The sequence below is a fragment of the Burkholderia sp. Bp9012 genome, from assembly GCF_003853825.1.
GTDB classification, from domain to species: domain Bacteria; phylum Pseudomonadota; class Gammaproteobacteria; order Burkholderiales; family Burkholderiaceae; genus Burkholderia; species Burkholderia diffusa.
In genome coordinates this window covers 132,100-154,063 of record NZ_QTQA01000012.1, presented here as the reverse complement: position 1 = coordinate 154,063, position 21,964 = coordinate 132,100, and the positions used below count along the sequence as shown (strand labels likewise).

At 68.7% G+C, this 21,964-nt stretch carries 18 protein-coding genes and 2 riboswitches; of the genes, 6 read left to right on the top strand and 12 right to left on the bottom strand.

The window, feature by feature from the left end:
• Positions 1-48 precede the first annotated feature (48 nt).
• The 4 genes from DIE11_RS18465 to DIE11_RS18450 are packed head-to-tail and all read right to left on the bottom strand — an operon-like array spanning position 49 to position 7,128.
• Positions 49-1,137: an ATP-binding protein gene (locus DIE11_RS18465; protein ID WP_124626185.1), complete on the bottom strand. Its 1,089-nt coding sequence runs from the start codon at positions 1,135-1,137 to the stop codon at positions 49-51.
• Positions 1,134-4,949: a cobaltochelatase subunit CobN gene (cobN, locus tag DIE11_RS18460; protein ID WP_124626183.1), complete on the bottom strand. Its 3,816-nt coding sequence runs from the start codon at positions 4,947-4,949 to the stop codon at positions 1,134-1,136. The genes DIE11_RS18465 and cobN overlap by 4 nt, the downstream gene beginning before the upstream one ends.
• Positions 4,950-4,955: 6 nt before the next feature.
• Entirely contained in the window at positions 4,956-6,044 is a 1,089-nt protein-coding gene (cobW, locus tag DIE11_RS18455; RefSeq protein ID WP_124626181.1) for a cobalamin biosynthesis protein CobW, read from the bottom strand.
• A gap of 25 nt (positions 6,045-6,069) precedes the next feature.
• On the bottom strand, positions 6,070-7,128 hold the full coding sequence (locus DIE11_RS18450; protein ID WP_124626179.1) for a HoxN/HupN/NixA family nickel/cobalt transporter: 1,059 nt from the start codon (positions 7,126-7,128) through the stop codon (positions 6,070-6,072).
• A gap of 186 nt (positions 7,129-7,314) precedes the next feature.
• A riboswitch (cobalamin riboswitch) is annotated at positions 7,315-7,578 on the bottom strand.
• Between the two features lie 124 nt (positions 7,579-7,702).
• Positions 7,703-7,940: riboswitch (cobalamin riboswitch) on the top strand.
• A gap of 109 nt (positions 7,941-8,049) precedes the next feature.
• Here DIE11_RS18450 and cobA point away from each other — a divergent pair.
• From cobA to DIE11_RS18430, 4 genes are read left to right on the top strand one after another with little or no spacing between them, the layout of a single operon-like run.
• The gene (gene cobA / locus DIE11_RS18445; protein WP_082729047.1) at positions 8,050-8,859 is read left to right on the top strand and encodes a uroporphyrinogen-III C-methyltransferase; all 810 of its coding nucleotides are present in this window, start codon (positions 8,050-8,052) and stop codon (positions 8,857-8,859) included.
• The gene (locus DIE11_RS18440) at positions 8,856-9,233 is read left to right on the top strand and encodes a cobalamin biosynthesis protein (protein WP_059606744.1); all 378 of its coding nucleotides are present in this window, start codon (positions 8,856-8,858) and stop codon (positions 9,231-9,233) included. Before cobA ends, DIE11_RS18440 begins: the two co-directional genes overlap by 4 nt.
• A gap of 34 nt (positions 9,234-9,267) precedes the next feature.
• On the top strand, positions 9,268-9,870 hold the full coding sequence (gene cobO / locus DIE11_RS18435; protein WP_059524395.1) for a cob(I)yrinic acid a,c-diamide adenosyltransferase: 603 nt from the start codon (positions 9,268-9,270) through the stop codon (positions 9,868-9,870).
• A 3-nt stretch (positions 9,871-9,873) separates the two neighbouring features.
• A complete protein-coding gene (locus DIE11_RS18430) occupies positions 9,874-11,178 on the top strand; it encodes a cobyrinate a,c-diamide synthase (protein WP_124626177.1) in 1,305 nt (434 codons plus the stop codon).
• Positions 11,179-11,211: 33 nt separating this feature from the next.
• Here DIE11_RS18430 and bamE read toward each other — a convergent pair whose 3' ends face one another.
• Both bamE and DIE11_RS18420 read right to left on the bottom strand, forming a co-directional pair.
• Positions 11,212-11,751, bottom strand: coding sequence for an outer membrane protein assembly factor BamE (gene bamE / locus DIE11_RS18425; protein WP_124626175.1), 540 nt, complete (start codon positions 11,749-11,751; stop codon positions 11,212-11,214).
• A 170-nt stretch (positions 11,752-11,921) separates the two neighbouring features.
• A complete protein-coding gene (locus DIE11_RS18420) occupies positions 11,922-13,085 on the bottom strand; it encodes a M20 aminoacylase family protein (RefSeq protein WP_059606738.1) in 1,164 nt (387 codons plus the stop codon).
• A 355-nt stretch (positions 13,086-13,440) separates the two neighbouring features.
• Here DIE11_RS18420 and DIE11_RS18415 point away from each other — a divergent pair, with 355 nt between their 5' ends.
• Positions 13,441-14,508, top strand: a complete 1,068-nt coding sequence (locus DIE11_RS18415; RefSeq protein WP_124626173.1) for a type IV toxin-antitoxin system AbiEi family antitoxin — start codon at positions 13,441-13,443, stop codon at positions 14,506-14,508.
• Positions 14,477-15,382 carry a nucleotidyl transferase AbiEii/AbiGii toxin family protein gene (locus DIE11_RS18410; RefSeq protein ID WP_124626170.1) on the top strand — a complete coding sequence of 302 codons (906 nt, stop codon included), beginning with the start codon at positions 14,477-14,479 and terminating at the stop codon, positions 15,380-15,382. Before DIE11_RS18415 ends, DIE11_RS18410 begins: the two co-directional genes overlap by 32 nt.
• 42 nt (positions 15,383-15,424) lie before the next feature.
• Here DIE11_RS18410 and DIE11_RS18405 read toward each other — a convergent pair whose 3' ends face one another.
• The 6 genes from DIE11_RS18405 to DIE11_RS18380 all read right to left on the bottom strand — a co-directional run bounded on the left by DIE11_RS18405 (position 15,425) and on the right by DIE11_RS18380 (position 21,952).
• Complete coding sequence (locus DIE11_RS18405) at positions 15,425-15,847, bottom strand: PIN domain-containing protein (protein WP_124626168.1); 423 nt, start codon at positions 15,845-15,847, stop codon at positions 15,425-15,427.
• Positions 15,844-16,110, bottom strand: coding sequence for a type II toxin-antitoxin system VapB family antitoxin (vapB, locus tag DIE11_RS18400; RefSeq protein ID WP_059606948.1), 267 nt, complete (start codon positions 16,108-16,110; stop codon positions 15,844-15,846). Before vapB ends, DIE11_RS18405 begins: the two co-directional genes overlap by 4 nt.
• A 258-nt stretch (positions 16,111-16,368) precedes the next feature.
• Entirely contained in the window at positions 16,369-17,388 is a 1,020-nt protein-coding gene (locus DIE11_RS18395; RefSeq protein WP_124626166.1) for a GNAT family N-acetyltransferase, read from the bottom strand.
• Positions 17,388-18,227 carry a formyltransferase family protein gene (locus DIE11_RS18390; protein ID WP_124626164.1) on the bottom strand — a complete coding sequence of 280 codons (840 nt, stop codon included), beginning with the start codon at positions 18,225-18,227 and terminating at the stop codon, positions 17,388-17,390. Before DIE11_RS18390 ends, DIE11_RS18395 begins: the two co-directional genes overlap by 1 nt.
• 85 nt (positions 18,228-18,312) lie before the next feature.
• Positions 18,313-20,529 carry a TonB-dependent siderophore receptor gene (locus DIE11_RS18385; RefSeq protein WP_124626162.1) on the bottom strand — a complete coding sequence of 739 codons (2,217 nt, stop codon included), beginning with the start codon at positions 20,527-20,529 and terminating at the stop codon, positions 18,313-18,315.
• A gap of 46 nt (positions 20,530-20,575) precedes the next feature.
• Positions 20,576-21,952, bottom strand: a complete 1,377-nt coding sequence (locus DIE11_RS18380; protein ID WP_124626160.1) for a lysine N(6)-hydroxylase/L-ornithine N(5)-oxygenase family protein — start codon at positions 21,950-21,952, stop codon at positions 20,576-20,578.
• Positions 21,953-21,964: the final 12 nt, after the last annotated feature.

Below are 21,964 nucleotides of genomic sequence, written 5' to 3'. Positions count from 1 at the left end.
GCCATCGAGGACCGCGAACGGCGTTCGCGGCGGCGTCGGCTCGATGGCTCAGCGTTTTTTTAGCGGCAGCGGCACCACGCTCTTCACGTCACGCAGTCCGACCGGCTCGGGCGGCAGGTAGCCCCAGTCGCCTTGCGCCGCAGTCGCGTCATTTCGGGCCGCGCTTGGTGGAGGCGCGGGCTGCCGGCGCATATCCGGCGGCGTATCGTCGTCGCGGTTGCCGCCGGCCTCTGCATTCGACTGCGTCGCGCCCGACGACGGCGGCGTACCCGCATGACGCCGATGCCGCAGCACCGCGTCGGCCACACGTTCGACGTGCGACACCGTCACCGCGTCGGCCTGCTCCAGCGCCGCGAGCGCGCGCGCGGCGCGCAGCATCACGAGGTCGGCGCGCAGGCCGTCGACGGCCGCGTCGATGCACAGCGCGCTGACGCGCGAATGAACCGCATCGTCGAAATCCAGCGCCGACAACCGTGCCCGCGCCGCGTGAATCCGGTCGCCGAGTTCGCGCTGCGCGGCCGCGTGACGTGCACGAAACGCGTCCGGGTCGAGATCGAACGCGAGGCGCGCCTTCACGATCCGTTCGCGCTGCGCGGCATCGAAGCAGTTCTCGAGCTCGACCATCAGCCCGAAGCGGTCGAGCAGTTGCGGGCGCAGTTCGCCTTCTTCGGGATTCATCGTGCCGACCAGCACGAAGCGCGCGTCGTGCGCATGCGACACGCCATCGCGCTCGACCACGTTCACGCCGCTCGCGGCGACGTCGAGCAGCGTATCGACGAGCCCGTCGGCGAGCAGGTTCACCTCGTCGACGTACAGCACGCCACGATGCGCGCGCGCGAGCAGGCCCGGCCGGAAGCGTACGCCGTTTTCAGCGAGCGCATGTGCGAGATCGAGCGTGCCCGTGACCTGTTCGTCGCTCGCCGACAGCGGCAGCGTGACGAATGCCCCTTCAGGCAGCAGTTCGGCGAGCGCGCGTGCGGCGGTCGATTTCGCGGTGCCGCGCGGCCCGCTGACGAGCACGCCGCCGAGCGACGGGTCGATCGCCGCCAGCAGCAGCGCCTGCTGCAGCGGTTGCTGCGCGACCAGCGCCGCGAACGGGAATACCGCGCGGGCGCGATGCGTCGTCGGATCGGTCATCGCCGTCCTCCTTCCTGAAATTGTTCGCTGTCGAGCCAGACCGCTTCGATCCGCTCGCGATAGTCGCCCGGCTGCTGCCACAGCCCCCGCTGCATCGCTTCGACGAAACGTTCGCAGATGCCGTGCAGCGCCTGCGGGTTGTGTCGTTCGAGGAACGCGCGCGTGTCGCCGTCGAACAGGTACGCGTCGGCGACGAGCGCGTACTGGTGGTCCGACAGCACGCGCGCGGTCGCGTCATAGCCGTACAGGTAGTCGACGGTCGCGGCCATTTCGGCCGCGCCCTTGTAGCCATGGCGTTTCACGCCGTCGAGCCATTTCGGATTGACGACGCGCGAACGGATCACGCGCGCGATTTCCTCGCGCAACGTGCGCATCTTCGGCGCGACCGGGTTCGCATGGTCGCCGTGGTAGATGCTCGGCTGCTGCCCCGACAGGTGCCGCACGGCTGCCGTCATCCCGCCCTGGAACTGGTAGTAGTCGTTCGAATCGAGGATGTCGTGTTCGCGGCTGTCCTGGTTCTGCACGACGACGTCGATCGTCGCGAGCCGTTCGCCGAACACGTCGGGCGCGGCGTCGCCGGCGCTGTTCTGCGCGTATGCATGGCCGCCCCACTGGCGGTACGCATCGGCGAGATCGGCGTCGGTCTGCCAGCGGCGCTGGTCGATCAGGTCCTGCAGGCCCGCGCCGTAGCTGCCCGGCCGCGCGCCGAACACGCGCCAGCCGGCACGACGCCGCGCTTCGTCCGGCGCCACGCCCTGCTCGATCCATTTCGCGCGTTCGCGTTCGACGCGCGCGCGGATCGGGTTCAGTGCCTCGGGCTCGTCGAGCGCGGCAACGGCCTGCACGGCCGCGTCGAACAGGTGCATCAGGTTCGGGAAGGCGTCGCGGAAGAAGCCCGACACGCGCAGCGTCACGTCGATGCGCGGCCGGTCGAAGATCTCGATCGGCAGGATCTCGAAGTCGGTCACGCGATGGCTGCCATGCGCCCATTTCGGCCGCACGCCGAGGAGCGCGAACGCCTGCGCGATGTCGTCGCCGCCGGTGCGCATCGTGGCCGTCCCCCAGACCGACAGCCCGATCGCGCGCGGATAGTCGCCGTGATCCTGCAGATGGCGTTCGATCAGCTGCTGCGCGGATTTCAGTCCGAGCGACCAGGCGGCCTGCGTCGGCACCGCGCGCGTATCGACCGAATAGAAGTTGCGGCCCGTCGGCAGCACGTCGGGCCGGCCGCGCGACGGCGAGCCGCTCGGCCCCGGCGGCACGAAGCAGCCGTCGAGCCCGCGCAGCAGCTGGCGCAGTTCCTCGCCGCCGCATGCGTCGAGTGCGGGCAGCAGCGTCGAGCGCACGCGTTCGAGCACGGCGCGCGTGTGCGGCCAGTCGCCGGGCGGCGTTGGGTCCGCATCGGCGCCGGTCGCGCCGGAAACAGTCACGCACAGGCCGTCGAGCCAATGCTGCGCGAGCCGTTCGAGCCGCTCGCGCGTGTCGCCGGCATGGCGCCACGGCGACGCGTCGAGCGCTTGCAGAACGGCCGGCCGCGGGCCCGTCCACGGTGCGGCCCAGTCGGCCGCGAGCGGATCGAACTCGTCGCCGAGCGCGAGATCACGTGCGAGCGCGCCGATCAGCCCCGCGCGTTCGCCCTTGCCGTCGCCGACCGGAAAACGTGCGAGCGCGAGCAGTGTGTCCCGTCGCTGACGGTCGGTGGGGGACACCCCGAACACGTGCAGCCCGTCGCGAATCTGTGCTTCCTTCAATTCGCACAGCCACGCGTCGACGCGCGTCAGCAGCGCATCCTCGTCGCCCGCATCGCGCGGCGGCGACACGCTCAGTTCGTCGTGCAGCCGGTGTTCGGCGATCGTCGCGAGGATCGTCTTGCGCAGCAGCTTCGCGCGGCGCGCGTCGACCATCAGCGCTTCGTAGTATTCGTCGACCTGCCGTTCGAGATCCTGCAGCGGGCCGTAGTTTTCCGCGCGCGTGAGCGGCGGCATCAGGTGATCGATGATCACGGCCTGCGCGCGGCGCTTCGCCTGGCTGCCCTCGCCCGGATCGTTGACGATGAACGGATACAGATGCGGCAGCGGCCCGAGCGTCAGGTCGGGCCAGCACGCGTCGGACAGCGCGACGCTCTTGCCCGGCAGCCATTCGAGGTTGCCGTGCTTGCCGAGGTGGATGACCGCGTCGATGCCGAACGCATCGCGCAGCCAGAAGTAGAACGCGAGATACGCGTGCGGCGGCACCAGGTCCGCATCGTGGTAGCTCGCATAGTCGTTCTCGCCGCGCGAGCGCGACGGCTGGATGCCGACGAACACGTTGCCCGCGCGCCAGCCGGCAATCGTGAAGCGCCCCTGCCGCAGCGTCGGGTCTGCTTCGGGCGGGCCCCAGCGTGCGTTCAGCGCGTCGCGCACGGCGGCCGGCAGACGCGAGAAACGCGCGACGTAATCGGCCAGCGCGAAGCTCTGGAATGCGGGGCGCAACGCATGCACGGCCGGGTCGTTGGTGACGCCTTCGGTGAGTCGCGCGATCAGCGCGTCGCCATCGGCCGGCAGGTCGGCCACGGCATAGCCCGCATCGCGCAGCGCCGCCAGCACATGCAGTGCGGACGCCGGCGTGTCGAGCCCGACGCCGTTGCCGATCCGCCCTTCGCTTTGCGGATAGTTCGCGAGGATCAGCGCGATGCGCTTGTCGGCATTGTCGAGCGTGCGCAGCCGGCACCAGCCGCGCGCGAGCGCCGCGACGAACGCGATGCGTTCGGCGTCCGGCTGGTAGCGCACGACGTCGACTTCGGTGTGCGGACAACGATATGCCAGTCCCTTGAAGCTCACCGCGCGCGTGACGATGCGCCCGTCGACCTCGGGCAACGCGATGTGCATCGCGATGTCGCGCGCATGCAGCCCCTGGTTGTCGGCCACCCACGCGTCGCGGTTGCCGCCGGACAGGATCACCTGCAGCACCGGTGCATCGCCGGCGAGCACGTCGGGCTCGGGGCTGTCGATCGCGCCGGCCGCGAAAGCGGTGGTGTTCAGCACGAGCGCGACATCGTGCGTGTCGCACAACTGCGTGATGACCTCGCGACTCACCGCATCCTTCAATGACGTGACCGCGATCGGCAACGGATTGAGCCCCTCGCGCACGAGCGCGTCGGTCAGCGCGTCGAACACCGCGGTGTTCGCGGCCTGCCAGTGCGCGCGATAGAACAGGATCGCGACGACGGGTGCGCCGGGCGTCCAGTGCGCCCGCCAGTCGTCGACGCTCGCCGGGTCGCGCGCCGGGTGATACAGCGCGGCAGCCGGCAGCGGGCGCGGCAGCTCGGGCTCGTCGCCGAATCCGAGCGTATGGAACGCGATGCTGCGCAGCAAGGCCTCGGCGTTGTGCCTTCCGCCTTCGCGCAGGTAGCGCCACCACCGCCGGCACAGGTCGGGCGCGACCGTGCTCTTCGCGACGAGGTTCGGGTCTTCCTGCAGGTCGCCCGAGAACATCGCCAGCTGCTGCTTCCGTTTCGACGCGAGCGACACGGCCTGCTCGATCCCGTACGGCCAGTATGCTTCGCCGCCCAGATGATCGATCACGACCGTCTTCGCGTGACGCAGCACGTCGTCGACATAGAAATCGACCGACGCCGGCTGCCGCAGGAACGTGACGTTCGCAAGCCGCACGCTCGGAAAGCCGGCAGGCAGTTTCGGCACGACGCTGGCCAGCAGCGACAGCGTCGTGTCGGCCGAGCTCAGGATCACGATGTCGGCCGGCTGCTGGTCGATCCGGACGACGCCCTGCGTATCGTCGACGAAGCCGCCCGGCGTGGTGCGCAGCAGATGCATCGCGCGTTACGCCTGTTGCAGGTCGGCCGCGCACGCGGCGTCGAACGCGCGCTGCAGCGCGGCCGCGTCGAGATCCTCGCCGATCAGCACGAAGCGGCTCGCACGCGTTTCGCCGTCCTGCCAGCGACGGTCGAAGTAGCTGTCGAAGCGCCGGCCGACACCCTGGATCACGAGCCGCATCGGCGCATCGGGCAGCGCGGCGAACCCTTTCGCGCGGTAGATCGTGTGCGTCTCGACGACACGCTGCAGCGCGGCGATCGTCGCTTCGCGCGTGCCCGCATCGCCCGACACCACCACCGAATCGAAATCGTCGTGATGGTGGTCGTGATCGCCGTCGTTGGCCGAGCCGTGATGGTCGTGCCGCAGGTGAATCGTTTCCTCCGATGCCGATTCGAGCCCGAGCAGCATCGCGACGTCCAGTTCGCCACGCGTCGCGCGCACGATCTTCACCTGCGGCGGAATTTCCTCCCGGATCGCGGCTTCGACCTCGGCAAACTGCGCGTCGGCGACGAGATCGGCCTTGTTCACGATCACGAGATCGGCGGACGACAGCTGGTCGGCGAACAGTTCGTGCAGCGGCGATTCGTGGTCGAGGTTCGGATCGGCGCGGCGCTGCGCGTCGACGGCCTGCGGGTTCTCGGCGAACTGGCCGCTCGCGGCGGCCGGACCGTCGACGACGGTCACGACCGCGTCGACCGTGAAGCTGTTGCGGATCGTCGGCCAGTTGAAGGCCTGCACGAGCGGCTTCGGCAGCGCGAGGCCCGACGTCTCGATCAGTACGTGATCGATGTCGGCACGACGCTCGACGAGCGCTTCCATCACCGGATAGAACTCCTCCTGCACGGTACAGCACAGGCAGCCGTTCGCGAGTTCGTACAGCTGGCCCGACGCTTCGCCCTGCACGCCGTCTGCGTCCTCGCAGCCGATGCCGCAGCCCTTGAGGATTTCGCCGTCGATGCCGAGCTCGCCGAATTCGTTGACGATCACCGCGATGCGGCGGCCCTCGGCGTGCTGCAGGATGTGGCGCATCAGCGTGGTCTTGCCGCTGCCGAGAAAGCCCGTGACGATCGTGACGGGAAGCTTGCGTAAGGTCATGGTGGGTCCTGTGTCGAAAAGGGTGTCAGGCCGAGAGCGTCACGTCGATCTCGTCGTAGCGTTTGAGGCGATAGATCGCGGCCGACACGATCCAGCACGCGAGGAACAGGCCGATCACGACGTAGCCGAGCATCCCGAAATGCGATGCGACCATCGTGGAGAAATCCCAGACGGGTCCTTGCAGCGACAGTTTATCCGCGAGCAGCGCGAGCACCTCGATGCCGCCGATCAGAGCGGCGACCAGCACCGACACGAACGTGATCGTCATGTTGTAGTAAATCTTGCGGATCGGCCGCACGTACGCCCAGCGGTATGCGCCCATCATCAGGATGCCGTCCGTCGTGTCGACGAGCGTCATGCCCGCGGTGAACAGCACCGGCAGCACCATCACCGACCAGAACGACAGACCGCCCTGCACCTGCGTGGCCGAAATGCCGAACAGCGCGATTTCGGTCGCGGTATCGAAGCCGAAGCCGAACAGGAAGCCGACCGGATACAGGTGCCAGCTGCGCGACACGAGGCGGAACAACGGCCGGAACAGGCGGGCCAGCACACCGCGCTGGTTCATCAGCATGTCGAGGTCGGCGTCGACGATCGTCTCGCCGCGGCGGGCTGCGCGAAACGTCCGGTAGACGGAGATCAGGATCAGCAGGTTGGCGGCCGCGAGCACCAGCAGGAAGAACGCCGACACGCTCGTGCTGATCACGCCGCCCCAGGTCTTCATGCTCTCGAAGCGCGCGAGCGACGCCGCGGTCAGCGCGACCACAACCGACATCACGATCACCACCGTCGAATGGCCGAGCGAGAAGAACAGGCCCGCGCCCAGCGGGCTGCGGCCCTCCTGCATCAGCTTGCGCGTGACGTTGTCGATCGCGGCGATGTGGTCGGCGTCGACCGCGTGGCGCAGGCCGAACACGTAGGCGAGCAGCGCGGTCCCCAGCAGCACGGGCTGGTCGCGAAACGCGACGAAGGCCCAGATCCACGCGCCGACGTTGAATGCGACGAGCAATGAATAGATCGCGACGATTTTGCCGCGCAGCCCGGATGGGCTGTCGTTGAACAGGCGGAAGAACGAGTCGAGCATGATGCTCCTTTGCGAACGGTCGACATGGTGAATGCCAACACGGCCGTCGTCGGCCCCGCCTGCGCCGCTGGCCGTTCCTCGCCCCGGCCCGCGCGCGTGCTGCGGCTGACGGTTCGGCGGAGGAAGCGGGCAACGTTCGGGCGTCGGGCGTGCTGCGGCCGTGGACGATGCGCCGCCTCCCCGCGGCGCTGAACCCCACGTTCTGGCCGGTATCCGGGCTGACGAACACGCCGCTTCGCCTTCCCGGATGCGCGGCATCCAGTGGCTGTCGTCCGCATGCGGCAGGCATGCGGCGAAGCGGCGCTGCATCGCGCTGGGCGCGATGCGTTCGCTTACCGTTGCGGGGGCAGCACAGGTTGGCTCGACTGCGGTGCAGCCAGGCTCCCTGTTTCCCGTTTAACTGCGCGCGCCGGAGGAGCGCGCGCGAGCACCAAAACGCGTGCGAGTGTAGGCGGCGGTGCGGGGAGCGTCAAGGCGAAACGGGCCGCCGCGGCGCGTTCGGCACGGCCGCGGCATCGTGCCGGGGCGCTCGCGGCGCCCGCGGGGCGGGTTCGCGCGGGCCGACCGCTGTGCTATCGTATGCGCCGCGTTCGGTGCTCGCATGCGCATTTCCGCGCACGCAGTTAAACGGGAAACAGGAGGCGGAAGCCCGCCCGGCCTGTGCTGTCCCCGCAACGGTACGCCGCCCGCGCGCCGCGGTTCCCCCCGCACGCGCCCAGGCCGCCCGCGATGCCACTGCCCTTCAGCGGGCGGGAAGGCTGCGGTCTGGCAAGCGGCCAGCCCGGATACCGGCCGACGCAAGGGGCGAGCCCGCTGCTCGCCGAACGCCCGATCCGCGGGGGACGGATGGGGTGCGCTTCCCGCCCGCGTTCGCGCGGGCTTCGCCCGATCCATCATGCCTTGCCTGTCCGCCGGCCGCCGATGCGCCGCTCGCCGTCCCCTTTCCACTGCCACGACACGGTGTGCGCCGTGCCGCGTCCGATGAGCCGCGCCTGGCTCGTCGGCGCCGGCCCCGGCGACGCCGATCTGCTGACGCTGAAGGCCGTGCGAGCGATCGCCGCGGCCGATGTGCTGCTCGTCGACGACCTCGTGAACCCCGACGTATTGCGCCATGCGCGCGCGGACGCGCGCATCGAGCACGTCGGCAAGCGCGGCGGCCATGCGTCGACACCGCAGGAAGCGATCGTCGCCGCGATGCTCGCGCATCTGCGCGCAGGCCGCAGCGTCGCGCGGCTCAAGGGCGGCGATCCGTTCGTGTTCGGCCGCGGCGGCGAGGAGCTGCTCGCGCTCGGCGCGGCGGGTTTCCCGGTCGAGGTCGTACACGGCATCACGGCCGGTATCGCGGCCCCGGCCGCGCTCGGCATTCCGGTCACGCATCGCGGCGATGCGCAGGGCGTGATCTTCGTCACGGGCCACGGCGCGGGTGCCGACGAGCCCGACTGGCGCGCGCTGGCCGCGACGCGGATGACGATCGTGATCTACATGGGCATACGCCGGCTCGACGCGATCGTGGCCGCGCTGCGCGACGGCGGCATGCCCGGCGACATGCCGTGCGCGGCGATCGAGAACGCGACGCGTGACGGGCAGCGGCACGTGCTCGCGACGCTCGACACCGTCGTCGAACGCGTGGACGCGACCGGTATCGGTTCGCCCGCGATCGTCGTGATCGGCCGCGTCGCGGCGCTCGCCGACGATCCGGCAGTGCGCGCGGCGCTCGGCGGCCGTGCATGATGCGCGTCGCGCTCGGCGTGGGTTTTCGCGCGGACGTGACGGCCGCGCAACTCGATGCCGCGATCCGCGCGGCGCTGGCGCACTACCCGGATGCCGAGCCGGCCATCGTCGCGACGCTTGCCGACAAGGCGCGTGCCCGGCCGCTGCGCACGCTGTGCGCCCGCCGCGGCTGGCCGCTCGTCGCGTTCGACGCGGCGCAGCTCGCGCAGTGCCCCGAACCGGCGTTGAGCGGCCCGTCGGCTGCCGCGCTCGCGCGTTTCGGCGTCGCGGGCGTGGCCGAGCCGTGCGCTCGGCTCGCGGCGCCGCGGGGCCGGCTGCTCGGCCCCAAATCCATCCTGGGCGGCGTGACGGTCGCGCTAGCCGGCCCGCTCTGAACCCTTTGTTTCGCTTTCGACAGGACGATTCCCGATGAAGACCGATGCCGAATCCCATCAGCGGATGACCGAACGCCGCCGCGCCGGCCATGAAAAAAAGCAGGCCGCCGCCACCCAGGAAAAGGGCCTGCTGATCGTCAACACAGGTAACGGCAAGGGCAAGAGCACGGCCGCGTTCGGCATGGCCGTGCGCGTGCTCGGCCACGGCATGCGGCTCGGCGTCGTGCAGTTCATCAAGGGCGCGCTGCACACGTCCGAGCGCGACTTCCTCGGCGCGGTCGCGCAATGCGACTTCGTGACGATGGGCGACGGCTACACGTGGAACACGCAGAACCGCGACGCCGACATCGCGACCGCGCGCAAAGGCTGGGACGAGGCACGCCGGATGATCGAAAGCGGTGAGTACCGGATGGTGATCCTCGACGAGCTGAACACCGTGCTGAAGTACGAATATCTGCCGCTCGACGAAGTGCTCGCGACGCTCGTCGGGCGGCCGGATTCGGTGCACGTCGTCGTCACTGGCCGGCATGCGCCGGATGCACTGATCGATGCGGCCGACCTCGTCACCGAAATGCGGCTCGTCAAGCATCCGTACAAGGAGCAAGGCGTGAAGGCGCAGCCCGGCGTGGAGTTCTGAGCGATGCCGGCCTGCCCCGCGCTGTTCGTCAGCGCGCCCGCGTCCGGCCAGGGCAAGACGTCGGTGACGGCCGGCCTCGCGCGGCTGCACCGGCGGCTCGGCCGGCGCGTGCGCGTGTTCAAGACCGGGCCTGATTTTCTCGATCCGATGTTGCTCGAACGCGCGAGCGGCGCCCCCGTGCATGCGCTCGACCTCGGCATGGTCGGGGAAGCCGGCTGCCGTGCGCTGCTCGCCGATGCCGCACGCGACGCGGACCTGATCCTGATCGAAGGTGTAATGGGGTTGTTCGACGGCACGCCGAGCAGCGCCGATCTCGCGGTCGCGTTCGGCGTGCCGGTCGTCGCGGTGATTGCCGCGAAGTCGATGGCGCAGACGTTCGCGGCGATCGCGTTCGGGCTCGCGCGGTTCCGCCCCGAGGTGCCGTTTCACGGCGTGCTGGCAAACCGCGTCGGGTCGCCGCGGCATGCGGAACTGCTGCGGCAGGCGTTGCCCGACGACTTGCGCTGGCTCGGGCACGTGCCGGCCGATGCGGGCATCGCGCTGCCGGAGCGCCATCTCGGCCTGCACCAGCCGGCCGACATCGACGACCTCGATGCGCGGCTCGAGCGCGTGGCCGACGTGCTCGCGCAGACGGCGCTCGCCGAATTGCCGCCCGCGGTTTCGTTCGCGGCACCGGACGTCCGCGCCCCGCTGCCGCGTGCACTCGCCGGCAAGCGGATCGCGATCGCGCGCGATGCGGCGTTCTCGTTCATCTACCCGGCGAATCTGGCGCTGCTCGATGCGCTCGGTGCGCAGCTTCGGTTCTTTTCGCCGCTCGCCGACGAACCCGTGCCCCCCGATTGCGATGCGCTGTTCCTGCCGGGCGGCTATCCGGAACTGCATGCGGCGACGCTCGTGGCGAATGCCGTGACTGCGCGGACGATTCGCGCGCACGCGGCGGCCAGCCGGCCGATCGTCGCGGAATGCGGCGGGATGGTGTATCTGTGCGAATCGCTGACCGATGCGGACGGCTCGACGACGCCGATGCTCGGCCTGCTGTCGGGCCATGCGACGATGCAGCGCCGGTTCGCGGCGCTCGGGATGCAGCAGCTGGACACGCGCACCGGGCCGATGCACGGTCATACGTTTCATTATTCGCGGCTCGATACGCCGCTGGCACCGGTGGCGACCGCTGCGCGGCCCGACGGCGCGCCCGGCAGCGGCGAAGCCGTTTATCGCGCGGGCCCGATCGTCGCGACGTACATGCACATGTACTGGCCGTCGAATCCCGAAATGGCGGCCGCGCTGTTCGGCGGCACGGCATTCTGACGAAAAACCGTCCGATGCCGCGCAGCCGCGATGTCAGTGCGTTTCGCGGCCCGGCGCTTCCGAGCGCGAAGTCCGGATCACGGTGCCGTCGGGCGAGAAATGCGCATTGAACATCGCGTCGCCCGATACGCCGCCCTCGGCCCAGTGCCAGCTCCATACTTCTTCATGACTCAACGCGTATTGCGCGACCTCGGTCGGCTTGCCGAGCAGCTGCCGCACGTCGTCCTTCGACATCCCCGGCACGACCTTCGCGATGTTCGCCGCCGTCAGTGCCTGAGTGATCGACACGAGTCGGCCGTCCGGCCCGAAATCGAGCATGTACGTGCTCGTGCCGTACGGGCCGCGCGGATACTCGAACCGCTGCGAGCCGTCCTCGCCCTGCCTGACCATCTCGGGCTTGCCAGCCTGGCGCAGCACGTCCTCGGTCGTCGAGACGCCCGGCTGCAGATTGCCGAACGCCATCGGATCGGGCTTGATCGCATTCACCGCGTCAGCCACCTTCTGGTCGTCGCACCCGGCCGCCAGAACGCCGACCGCGCAAGCCGTCAGCACGGTCAGAAACTGTTTTCGCATGTCGTCCACACCTGTATTCATCGAGCCGATCCGGCGTCGCGCGCAGCGTAGCACGCGCACCGTGTCGTCGATGTCAAGGAGCGTCAAATCGGCGCGCATCCCGCGCGCCCGGTTTCACGGCCGCGCGGGTGTGCAACGGGCGGCGGCGCCCGCATCGATGCGCCGCGGCGTCACACCAGGAACGTCTCGGCCAGCTTGACCCAGTACGATGCGCCGGTCGGCAATGCCGCGTCGTTGAAGTCGTAACCGGGGTTGTGCACCATGCAGCCGCCCTCCCCGTCGCCGTTGCCGATGATCAGGTAGCAGCCCGGCCGCTTCTCGAGCAGGAACGCGAAATCCTCGCTGCCGGTGAGCGGCACCATCCCGTCGATGAGGTTCGCCTCGCCGACCCACTCGCGCGCGACGCCGCGTGCGAACGCGGTCATCTCCGCGTCGTTGACGAGCACCGGGTAGCGGCGCTGGTAGTCGATCGTCGCGGTCGCGCCGAACACGGCCGCCTGCGCATGAACGACTTCCTTGATGCGCGTCTCGAGCAGGTCGCGCACCTCCGGCTTCAGCGCGCGCACGGACAGGCGCATCTGCGCGCGGTCGGGAATCACGTTCGGCGCCTCGCCCGCGTGGATCGCGCCCACCGTGACGATCGCCATGTCGAGCGGCGACACGTTGCGCGACACGATCGTCTGCAGCGCGACGACGATCTGCGCGCACACGACGACCGGGTCGATCGCCCGGTGCGGCACCGCGCCGTGGCCGCCGCGCCCCTGCACGTCGACGATCACGGTATCCGACGACGCCATGAAGGGCCCCGGCAGGAAGCCGAACTTGCCCGTCGGGAAACCCGGCATGTTGTGCATCGCGAAGATCGCGTCGCACGGGAACTGCTCGAACAGCCCGTCGTCGAGCATTTTCTTCGCGCCGCCGAGCCCTTCCTCGGCCGGCTGGAAAATCAGGTTCAGCGTGCCGGAAAAGCGGCGCTCGCGCGCCAGGTGCTTCGCGGCCGCGAGCAGCATCGCCGTGTGGCCGTCGTGGCCGCACGCGTGCATCTTGCCGGGGATCGTGCTCTGGTACGGCAGGCCGGTCGATTCGTGGATCGGCAGCGCGTCCATGTCGGCACGCAGGCCGAGGCGCTGCGTACCGTTGCCGACCTTCAGCTGCGCGACGACCCCCGTGCCGCCGAGCCCGCGATGCACCGTATAGCCCCACGCCTGCAACTGCCCGGCGACGAGGTCGCTCGTCGCGAATTCCTCGAAACCCAGCTCGGGGTGGGCATGAATGCGGCGCCGGATCTCGATCATTTCGTCGGCGAGGCCTGCGGGGATCACGCTGTGCGTCACGGTGTCGTCTCCTGGGTTCCGTGGGGAATGTGCAGGCAAGGATAATCGGTTGAACGGCAACCGAAAAGACAGAAAGTCGTCACGGCGACAACCTGAGGTTGCCTGCCAATCGTCGGGGCGCACGACGAATCGCACGGCGGAAGAAAACGGTCATGCGGGCGACTGCCGCCCGCGAGCGGGATTCGCGATACTGCGTGTTCCGTCTCGATTTTTCAGGTTGGAGTGCGCGTTGATCGCCGTTCGTCATTCCGGAATAATTCCGTCATATCAACTGGTTGAGCGTCTTTGTTCATTTTTTGACGGATGTACATTTTTTGCATACACTCGTGAAAAAGTGAACAAGCGATCCGCCCCGATGCCCCAGCACGCCACCCTGCCGATAACGGAACAGCATGTGCTCGACGAAGCCTGTGCCGCGTTCGAACGCGCGACCCGGCGCTTCAACGCACGGCCCGTGCGCATGCCGGCCGCATACAACGCGCATGCCGACGCGATGATCCGCTTCGGCATTGCCGGGCAAACATTCGAGATGCCGGTGGTTGTGAGCGTCGGCGTCGAATCGCTGCAAGGCGCGCTCGCCGCGTTACGCCGCCGCGCTCCTCCAGCGTCCGCCGAGCGGCCGCTGATGCTGGTCGCGCCGTATTTATCGGCCGAACTGGCCGCCCGCCTGATCGAGCACGACATCCCGTTTATCGATACCGCCGGCAACGCGTGCCTGATCCAGCCGGAGGCGACGGTGATGATCTCCGGCCGGCCGAAACCTGCACGCACGCCACGCCGGCAGGCATCGCGCGCGACGACACCCAAGGGGCTCGCCGTGATGTTCGCGCTCGCGACGCAGCCGAGCCTCGTCACGCAACCGCTCCGGGCGATCGCCGCCGCGTCGGGCGTCGCGCTCGGCACGGTCAATCTCGCAATGGACGATCTGATCGCACGCGGCCTCATCGCGCAGCGGCGCAACGGCGAACGCGCGTTTACCGACTGGCCGCGCTTCGTGCAGGAATGGGTCGCGCTGTACCCGAGCCGCCTGCGCGCGAAATTGCCGAGCCGGCGGTTTGCCGCGCTCGCGCCCGACTGGTGGCGCGGTTTCGATTTCGCGGCATTCGACGCGCGGCTCGGCGGCGAACCTGCGGCCGACCTGCTGACGCACGACCTGAAGCCGGCCGCGGTCACCGTCTATACGCACGGCGCCGTGTCGAACCGCCTGCTGCTCCAGGCGCGCCTGCGCCCGGACGAGCGCGGCGACGTCGAGCTGCTCGAAGCATTCTGGCCGCCGTCGCCGGCGCTCGACTGGCGCGAGCAGGACGTGCCGCTCGTGCCGCCGCTGCTGATCTACGCGGATCTCGTCTCGTCCGGAGACAGCCGCAATCTTGCCGCCGCCGAACACATCCATGACCGATACCTCGCCCACCCGCCCGCTTGAAGTCGACGCGCGCCGGCCGCTCGAGCCGGCGGCGGTCGCGTTGCTGCAGGCGGTCCGTGCGGCTTGCGCGCAGCTCGACGCGGCATTCGTCGTCGCCGGCGCGACCGCACGCGACATCCTGATGTGGCATGTCCACGGCATCCGGCCGGTGCGTGCGACGCGGGACGTCGACGTCGCGGTGTGCGCGGTGAGCTGGCCGTTTCACGAACGGCTCATCGATGCGCTCGTCGCGACGAAGCAATTCGCACGCGCGCCGAAGCATCAGCAGAAACTGCTGTTCGACAGCGGGACGCAAGGCTTTCGCACGGAGCTCGATCTCGTGCCGTTCGGGCCGCTCGAGGCGCCACCCGGCGAAATCGCGTGGCCACCGGGCGGCGATTTCGTGCTGAACGTGCTGGGCTTTCAGGAGGCGGTCGATACGGCGCTGGTCGTGTCGATCGCGGCCGGCATCGAGGTGCCGGTGGCGAGCCTGCCGGCCCTTGCGCTGTTGAAGTTGCTCGCGTGGAAGGATCGGCGCGCACGCCAGAACAGCGACGCGTACGACCTGCTGTTCCTGCTCACGCATTTTCACGACGCGGGTAATCGCGAGCGGATCTGGGACGTCGCGCCCGACCTGCTCGAGCGGCACGGTTTCCAGCCTGAACTGGCGGCGGCCGCGCTGCTGGCGCGCGATGCAAGGCGGATTGCTTCGCCGCAAACGCACGATGCGATCCGCGCGCTGTTATCCGACGCAGCGATCTACGCGACGCTCGGGCAGGATCTGCAGGCACGCGCGTTCGCGCTGCTGCCGGGCGAATTCAGCGACGACGCCGACCGGTATCTCGACGCATTCCGCGACGCCTTTCTCACCGATTCGCCCGGGACTCGGACGTGACGTGCGGCCGCGCGACCGCAACGCCATCGCACATTCACGGCCCTAGGCCGAGGCCGCCCAGTCTTCGAGCGACAACCCCGCGACGCGGCTGAATTCGCGACCATTGTTCGTGACGAGCACGGCACCGGCCGCGATCGCATGACCGGCGATCGATGCATCGTTCGCGCCGATCGGTGTCCCGCGTGTGGCAAGGTCGACACGAATCGCAGCCGCTGCGTCGACCGCCGCGGTATCCCACGACAGCACGCCGTCCAGCCGCGCGACAAACGTCGTCACGAGTTCCGCATGCTTCGGCGATGCCTTTCTGCCGACCGCGCCGAATCGCATTTCGGCATAGGTAATCGCCGACACGACGATCCGGTGCTGCGCGTTGACGCACGACTGCAGCCGGGACAGCACCGCGGGCGGCCGCTCGCGCATGATGAACGAACAGATGTTCGTATCGAGCATGTAGAGCGTTGTCACCGGCCCGACTCCGTTTGTGCGTCGCCATCCGTGCCGGACAGGTCGAAACGACCGGCTTCGATGACAGCCGGGCGCTCGACGAGGAAGTCGGCATCGGCCAGCGGTTCACTCGCCAACGACAGCCATGTCGGCCGCACCGGACGCAGCAGCAGCGTGTCGCCCTCGCGACGGATCTCGAGTTCCGTCACACCCTCGAATTCCATGTCCTTCGGGATGCGGATTGCCTGGTTCCTGGCGTTCTTGAAAATGGATACGGTGCGCATGAGCCACTCCATGGGAGTACGATGCGCCCATTCTAGACATATGCCAGCATATGTCAACGTCGAGGCATACGAGCCGGGGATTGCGCTTGATGTTGCTGCGGATGTGCTTGCCATGTCGTCACGACCTGTCTGCATTGAGGGAGCGATCCATTCTTCCTCATGCCGCCCGATCCATATCCCGAACGGCCGATGTGTGCCCCCTTTCAAGTCGCGCGAAACGTCGACATTTGCGAATCGACCCTTCGCGCGCCCATCCCGTCACGGCAACCGGAAAGTGTCGAAGAATGTTTCGCGCTCCATCACGGTGAGCGCCGCGCGCTTGTGCGGGAAGTCGAACTCCTTCAGCGTGTAGAACCCGAGCCGGTGCATATACGCGATATGCCGCACGTGATCGACGCGCGGCTCGCCCACGAGCCGCTGCGTGCGCGGTTCGTCGACGAACATGTAATGCAGCACCCCGCTCCACCACGCATGCAGCTTGCCCGCGCTCTGGAAGCGTGAATCGCCGATCAGCAAGTGCAGCCCGCGATCGTAGTCGTGCGCGTCGTAGAACGGCGCGAGCCGGTCCTCCTTCGCCCAGTAGAACTCGAAATAGCCGAACGGCGTATCGTCGAAATAGCCGATCATCGGATGCATGTGCGGATCGGCGAGCCGCTCCGCGAGATAGGCGGCGTGTTCGTCGAGCGTGCCGCGCTGGTCCCAGAAATGCGCGACGCGATCGAGGTTCATCCAGTCGCTGAACAACTGCGCATGCGTAGCGATGTCGACGGTGCGCAGGCTGAACGTCATCCCGACCTGCGGCATGTAGCGTGAATAGATCTCGCCGGCCGGCGACGGCGGCCGCACCGGATGCCGGTGGCCGTTCGTGATCGTGTAGCGCAGCGGCATCCCGCCCGATGCGGGCGCCTTCAGCCACGGCCGCGGATTCTGCCAGAACGTCGCACGCGATGCGGCGAGGCGCAGCCGGTCGCCCGCGATCCGTGCGTCATCGATCACGCCGTCGCGCACCGCGCGCGTGACGTACGACGCGATAGCCGCCGGATCGGCGCCGCCAAGCGGCACCGACACCGTCGCCGCATCGTGCCGCGTTTCCGTATTGAACAGCGCGACGAACTCCGCGAGCAGCGCGGCCGGCGGATCGTCGGGCCGCCACGTGTCGAGCGTGCGCTCGGTGGCGGGCGGCTCCTGCCCGTGCGCGGCGCCGTCCAGCGCCGCGGCGACCTCGCCTTCGACGGCGTCCGCTTCCTTGTCGGCCGGTTTCGTCAGCGTGTCTTCCATCACAGTGCTCCCGCGTCGTGGCGATCGGCGAGGATGTGCAGCCCCCGCTCGAGCGCCGGAAACAGGCTGCGCTGGAAGTTGTTCCAGCGCAGTTCGAGAATCGTGTCGTCCGGCGCGATCGGCGTGTCGAGCACGTCGCAGATCACCTCGCCGGAATCGATGCCGTTGTCGACGTAGTGGAACGAAGCGCCCGTCATCGTCACGGGTTCGACGCGCGAGGTCGCGCCGGTCGCCCAGTCGACCCGTTCGCCGCGCGCGCCGTGCAGCGCGTCGAGCGTCGCCCACGCACCGCGCCTCTGGTACGGCGAATCGTCGGCCGTGATGCCGGGGTGGATGTTCGCGATGCGACGATGAAAGCGCGCGCCGGGACGCACGAGCTCGTCGAGGATCACGAGCAGCCCGTCGAGCACGACCACGTCGGCGTCGAGTTCGAGCAGGCGTTCGAGCAGGCGGCGCTCGAACGCCAGCTTGCCCGTCACGCGCTCACGCGCGTCGCGCGGCAACCGGCGGTACGTCGATGCAATCGTGCAGAACAGTTCGTCGACCGGCCGGCCCTGCACGGTCAGCCCATCGGGCAGGATCCACGGGCGGCCGGGCGTGCGCGCGAAGCCGTAGTCCGCGACCTTCGCGCGATCGGACGGCGAGCCTTCGTCGTCGTCGACGATCACACCCTGGAGCGCATAGCGTTCGCCGAGCGACGAGTCATTCAGGCGCTCGACGAGGAATTCGAGCGGCGCCTTCATGTAGCGCGTGCCGCCCTGGTAAGCGACCGGCTGGCCGGCGCGATCGGCCGCGCCGTTGCGCAGCGACTGGATGTAGACGAGATTTTTCTTCGGCATGGAGGCGTCATGGAAAAGCGGACGACGGCACCGCGGCCCGCCCGCGCCGGCCCGAGGGCCGACCGGCGCGCCGCGGCGCGCGGCGTCACCAGTTGTATTTCGCGGTGGCGATCACCGTGCGGTCGGTACCGAAAATGCAGACGCTCGTCGACTGGCAACCGCTGATGTAGTGGCGGTTGAACAGGTTCGTCCCGTTCACGGCAAAGCGCCAGTTGCGTGTGTCGTAATGCACGCCCGCGTCGAACAGCGTGTAGCTCCCGACCGTCAGCGAGTTGTCCGCCGCACCGGCCGACGCACTTTGGTAGCGCACGCCGCCGCCCAGGCCGAAGCCCGTGAGCGGCCCCGTGTGCCACGTCCAGTCCGCCCACAGCGACGCCATCTGACGCGGCCGCGGAATGTCGACCGGCCAGTTGTTCAGCGATGCGTCGTTGGCCTTCACGTTCTTCACGTCCTGGTAGACGTAGGACGCGATCAGCGACAGGTTCCGCGTGAGCTTGCCGGTCGCGTTCAGCTCGATCCCGCGCGAACGCACTTCGCCGGTCTGGACGGACGTCGTGCCGGACGAATCGAGATTGAGCGGCGTCGACGTGAGCACGTTGGTCTGGTTGATCTGGTAGATCGCCGCGCTCAGCATCATGTTCTTGCCGGGCGGCTGCCAGCGCAAGCCGGCCTCGATCTGCTTGCCGCGCGTCGGTTGCGGCAGCCCGCCGCCATACAGATTCACGCCGATCAGCGGGTTGAACGACGTCGCGTAGCTGATGTACGGCGACAGCCCGTAGTCGCCCTGGTACGTGAGGCCCACGCGGCCGGTGAACGCCGTGATGTCGGCCTTCGACTGCGTGCCGCCCTCGCGGTCGTCCATCCGCTGGTTCACCCAGTCCTCGCGGCCGCCGAGCGTCAGCGTCCAGCGATTCCACTTGACCTGGTCCTGCACGTACAGCCCGAACGTGTTCATCGTCGTGTACGTGTTGGTGCGGTACGTGGTGTTCGGCGGCGAGAACACGGACAGCGTGACCGGCGTATAGACCGGGTTGTAGATGTTCAGCGTCGGCGCGGCGGCCAGCCATTCGCTGTCGGTAGCGGTCTGCCGGTTGTACTGGAAGCCGAGCAGCAGCGTGTGCTCGAGCGGCCCCGTGCCGAAGCGGCCCTGCAGGTTGTTGTCGATGTCGAAGCGGCTGTAGTTCGTCTGGAACACGCCGGCCCAGCGGTTGATGTCGGTCAGGCTGCCGTCGGCGAAGCCCGCGCCGAACACGGAGCCGTTGTCGAGCGACAGGTGCATCCAGCGCACGTTCTGCCGGAACGTCCACATCGCGTTCAGGTTCCGCTCGAACTGGTAGCCGAGCGACCACTGCTTCTTGCGGTAGTAGTTGAAATCGGGGTCGCCGCCATAGACGTCCTTGTCGAGCTGCCCGTTCGGGTTCGGCAGCACCGTGCCTTGCGCCGGCAGGAAGTTCGACGAGATGTCGCCCCAGTCCTGCAGATACGTGGCGGACAGCGTCAGCGACGTATCCGCGTCCGGGCGCCAGCGGAACGACGGCGCGAGCGCGACGCGCTGGTCGTTGTTCGGGCCCGTCAGCGCGTTGCCGTCGCGGGCGACGCCGACGAACCGGTACGCGTACTTGCCATCCGCGTCGAGCTTGTCGCCGACATCGATCATGAACTGCTTGCGCGCGTAGTTGCCGAACTGCACGCCGGCTTCGCGCACGCGCTCGCCGTCGGCCGTCTTGGTCTGCACGTCGATGATCGCGCCCGGGTCGCCGGCACCGTACAGCACCGACGTCGGCCCGCGCAGCACGGTGATGCTGTCGATCATGTACGGATCGACGCGCCAACTCGACAGGTTCAGCGTGTTCGGCACCTGCAGGCCGTTCACGTACGCGGTCGGCGTGAAGCCGCGCAGTGCCGCGTACCAGTCGGAGCGGTTGTCCGAGCCGTACGACGAGAAGCCCGGCACGTAGCGCAGCGCCGCGTTCACGTCGGTCGCGCCGGTCATCTCGATCTGCTGCGCGGTGACGACGTTGATCGTCTGCGGGATTTCGTTGATCGACGTATCGGTCTTGGTGCCGGTCCTGCTGCGCTTCGCGACGAGCCCGACCGTGCCGTCGCCCTCCGAGCCCGCGTTGACGTTGATCGCCGGCAGCGTGCCGGACGTCGCGCCGTTCTGCACATTGCCGGCCGACGCGGCGGCGCCTGCGTTCACGGCCGGCGCCGTCTGCGCGTATGCGTGCCCTGCCGCCATCCCGAACGCCACGCTCGCCGCGGCTGCGATCGCACGCACACGCGTGCCTGTTGCCCACTCCATCTTTCTCTGCTCCACTTTTCCGATGCGGTCTCCGACCGCGCCTTTGTCAAAGAGCGAAAGCCATGCGGCCCGCGCTCGCCCCGTCTTGATGTCGTTGTTCATGCAGTGCCCGGGCCGCGCCATCGTCATCGGCGGGCGCGGCCCCTTCTTCGAGCGACGCGCAGATCTCGTCCGCGCGGCGCGCCAGGACCGACAGCAGCGTGTCGGACAGGCCGTGGCTGTCTTCGCAGCAGCCTTGCAGGTAGATGCGCGGCGCGAAGTGCCCGGGTGTGGCGAGCAGGTAGTCGCGCGTGACGTCGCCGCGCGTGAGCGCATCGCCCAGATGCGGCGCGAGCCCTTCGAGCAGCGTCGAATGCGTGTCGCGCCGGTAGCCGGTCGCGAGCACGAGCGCGTCGAAGCGTTCGACGCGCGTCGCGCCGTTCATCCGGTCGCGCAGCGTCAGCTCGATGCGGCCGTCGGCGGTGCGCACCGCGGCCTCGATCGCGCTGTTCGCGAGCAGCGCATGGCGCGGCGTGCCGTCGATGCGCTGCAGGTACAGCATTTCGTAGATCTGCTCGATCAGCGGCCGATCGACCACCGCGTAGTTGGTGTCGCGATAGCGCTCGAGCAGCGCGCGGCGCGCGTCGTGCGGCTGCGCGTAGACGACGTCGGTGAACTCGGGGCTGAAGATCTCGTTGACGAACGGGCTGTCGTCGGCCGGTTTCAATGCGCCTGCCCGCATCACGAGGCTCGCGTCGACGTGCGGGAAACGGCGCGCGAGGTCGATGAACACCTCGGCCGCGCTCTGCCCCGCGCCGATCACCGCGACGCGGCGGCGCTCGCCGTCCGGCGCTGCGACCAGCCGGTCGATGTCGGTCAGGTAGGACGACGAATGGATCACGCGATCGCGGCCGAGCGCGGCGAACGCGTCCGGCACCGCCGGCGTGCCGCCGACGCCGACCGACAGCGCGCGCGTCACGCGCTGGCGCTCGCGGCCGGCCGCATCGCGCGACAGCACGCGCAGCGCGTCGATCCGCGCGCCGTCGCCGCGCACGGGCTCGATCGCGGTGACGGTTTCGCTGTAATGGACGTGCTCGTCGAATGCGTCGGCGACCCAGCTCAGATAGTCGTGGAATTCGATGCGGGTCGGATAGAAGTTCTTCAGGTTGACGAATTCGTTCAGCCGGCCGCGTTCGAACAGGTAGTTGATGAACGTGTAGCGGCTCTTCGGATCGCGCATCGTGACGAGATCCTTCAGAAACGAGATCTGCATCCGGCAGTCGTCAAGCAGCATGCCGCGGTGCCAGCCGAATTCCGGCTGGCGTTCGACGAAGCAATGCGCGAGCGGGCGCGTGCCGTTGCGTTCCGCGAGGCGCACGGCCAGCGCCAGGTTCGACGGCCCGAAGCCGACGCCGATCAGGTCGAATACGGTTTCTCTCTGCATGTCTCTCAGCTC

Excerpts from the sequence above, each read along its gene's own strand:
- DIE11_RS18465 (WP_124626185.1), bottom strand. The coding sequence starts at position 1,137 with ATGACCGATCCGACGACGCATCGCGCCCGCGCGGTATTCCCGTTCGCG.
- cobN (WP_124626183.1), bottom strand. The coding sequence starts at position 4,949 with ATGCATCTGCTGCGCACCACGCCGGGCGGCTTCGTCGACGATACGCAG.
- cobW (WP_124626181.1), bottom strand. The coding sequence starts at position 6,044 with ATGACCTTACGCAAGCTTCCCGTCACGATCGTCACGGGCTTTCTCGGC.
- DIE11_RS18450 (WP_124626179.1), bottom strand. The coding sequence starts at position 7,128 with ATGCTCGACTCGTTCTTCCGCCTGTTCAACGACAGCCCATCCGGGCTG.
- cobA (WP_082729047.1), top strand. The coding sequence starts at position 8,050 with ATGCGCCGCTCGCCGTCCCCTTTCCACTGCCACGACACGGTGTGCGCC.
- DIE11_RS18440 (WP_059606744.1), top strand. The coding sequence starts at position 8,856 with ATGATGCGCGTCGCGCTCGGCGTGGGTTTTCGCGCGGACGTGACGGCC.
- cobO (WP_059524395.1), top strand. The coding sequence starts at position 9,268 with ATGAAGACCGATGCCGAATCCCATCAGCGGATGACCGAACGCCGCCGC.
- DIE11_RS18430 (WP_124626177.1), top strand. The coding sequence starts at position 9,874 with ATGCCGGCCTGCCCCGCGCTGTTCGTCAGCGCGCCCGCGTCCGGCCAG.
- bamE (WP_124626175.1), bottom strand. The coding sequence starts at position 11,751 with ATGCGAAAACAGTTTCTGACCGTGCTGACGGCTTGCGCGGTCGGCGTT.
- DIE11_RS18415 (WP_124626173.1), top strand. The coding sequence starts at position 13,441 with ATGCCCCAGCACGCCACCCTGCCGATAACGGAACAGCATGTGCTCGAC.
- DIE11_RS18410 (WP_124626170.1), top strand. The coding sequence starts at position 14,477 with ATGACCGATACCTCGCCCACCCGCCCGCTTGAAGTCGACGCGCGCCGG.
- vapB (WP_059606948.1), bottom strand. The coding sequence starts at position 16,110 with ATGCGCACCGTATCCATTTTCAAGAACGCCAGGAACCAGGCAATCCGC.
- DIE11_RS18395 (WP_124626166.1), bottom strand. The coding sequence starts at position 17,388 with ATGGAAGACACGCTGACGAAACCGGCCGACAAGGAAGCGGACGCCGTC.
- DIE11_RS18390 (WP_124626164.1), bottom strand. The coding sequence starts at position 18,227 with ATGCCGAAGAAAAATCTCGTCTACATCCAGTCGCTGCGCAACGGCGCG.
- DIE11_RS18385 (WP_124626162.1), bottom strand. The coding sequence starts at position 20,529 with ATGGAGTGGGCAACAGGCACGCGTGTGCGTGCGATCGCAGCCGCGGCG.
- DIE11_RS18380 (WP_124626160.1), bottom strand. The coding sequence starts at position 21,952 with ATGCAGAGAGAAACCGTATTCGACCTGATCGGCGTCGGCTTCGGGCCG.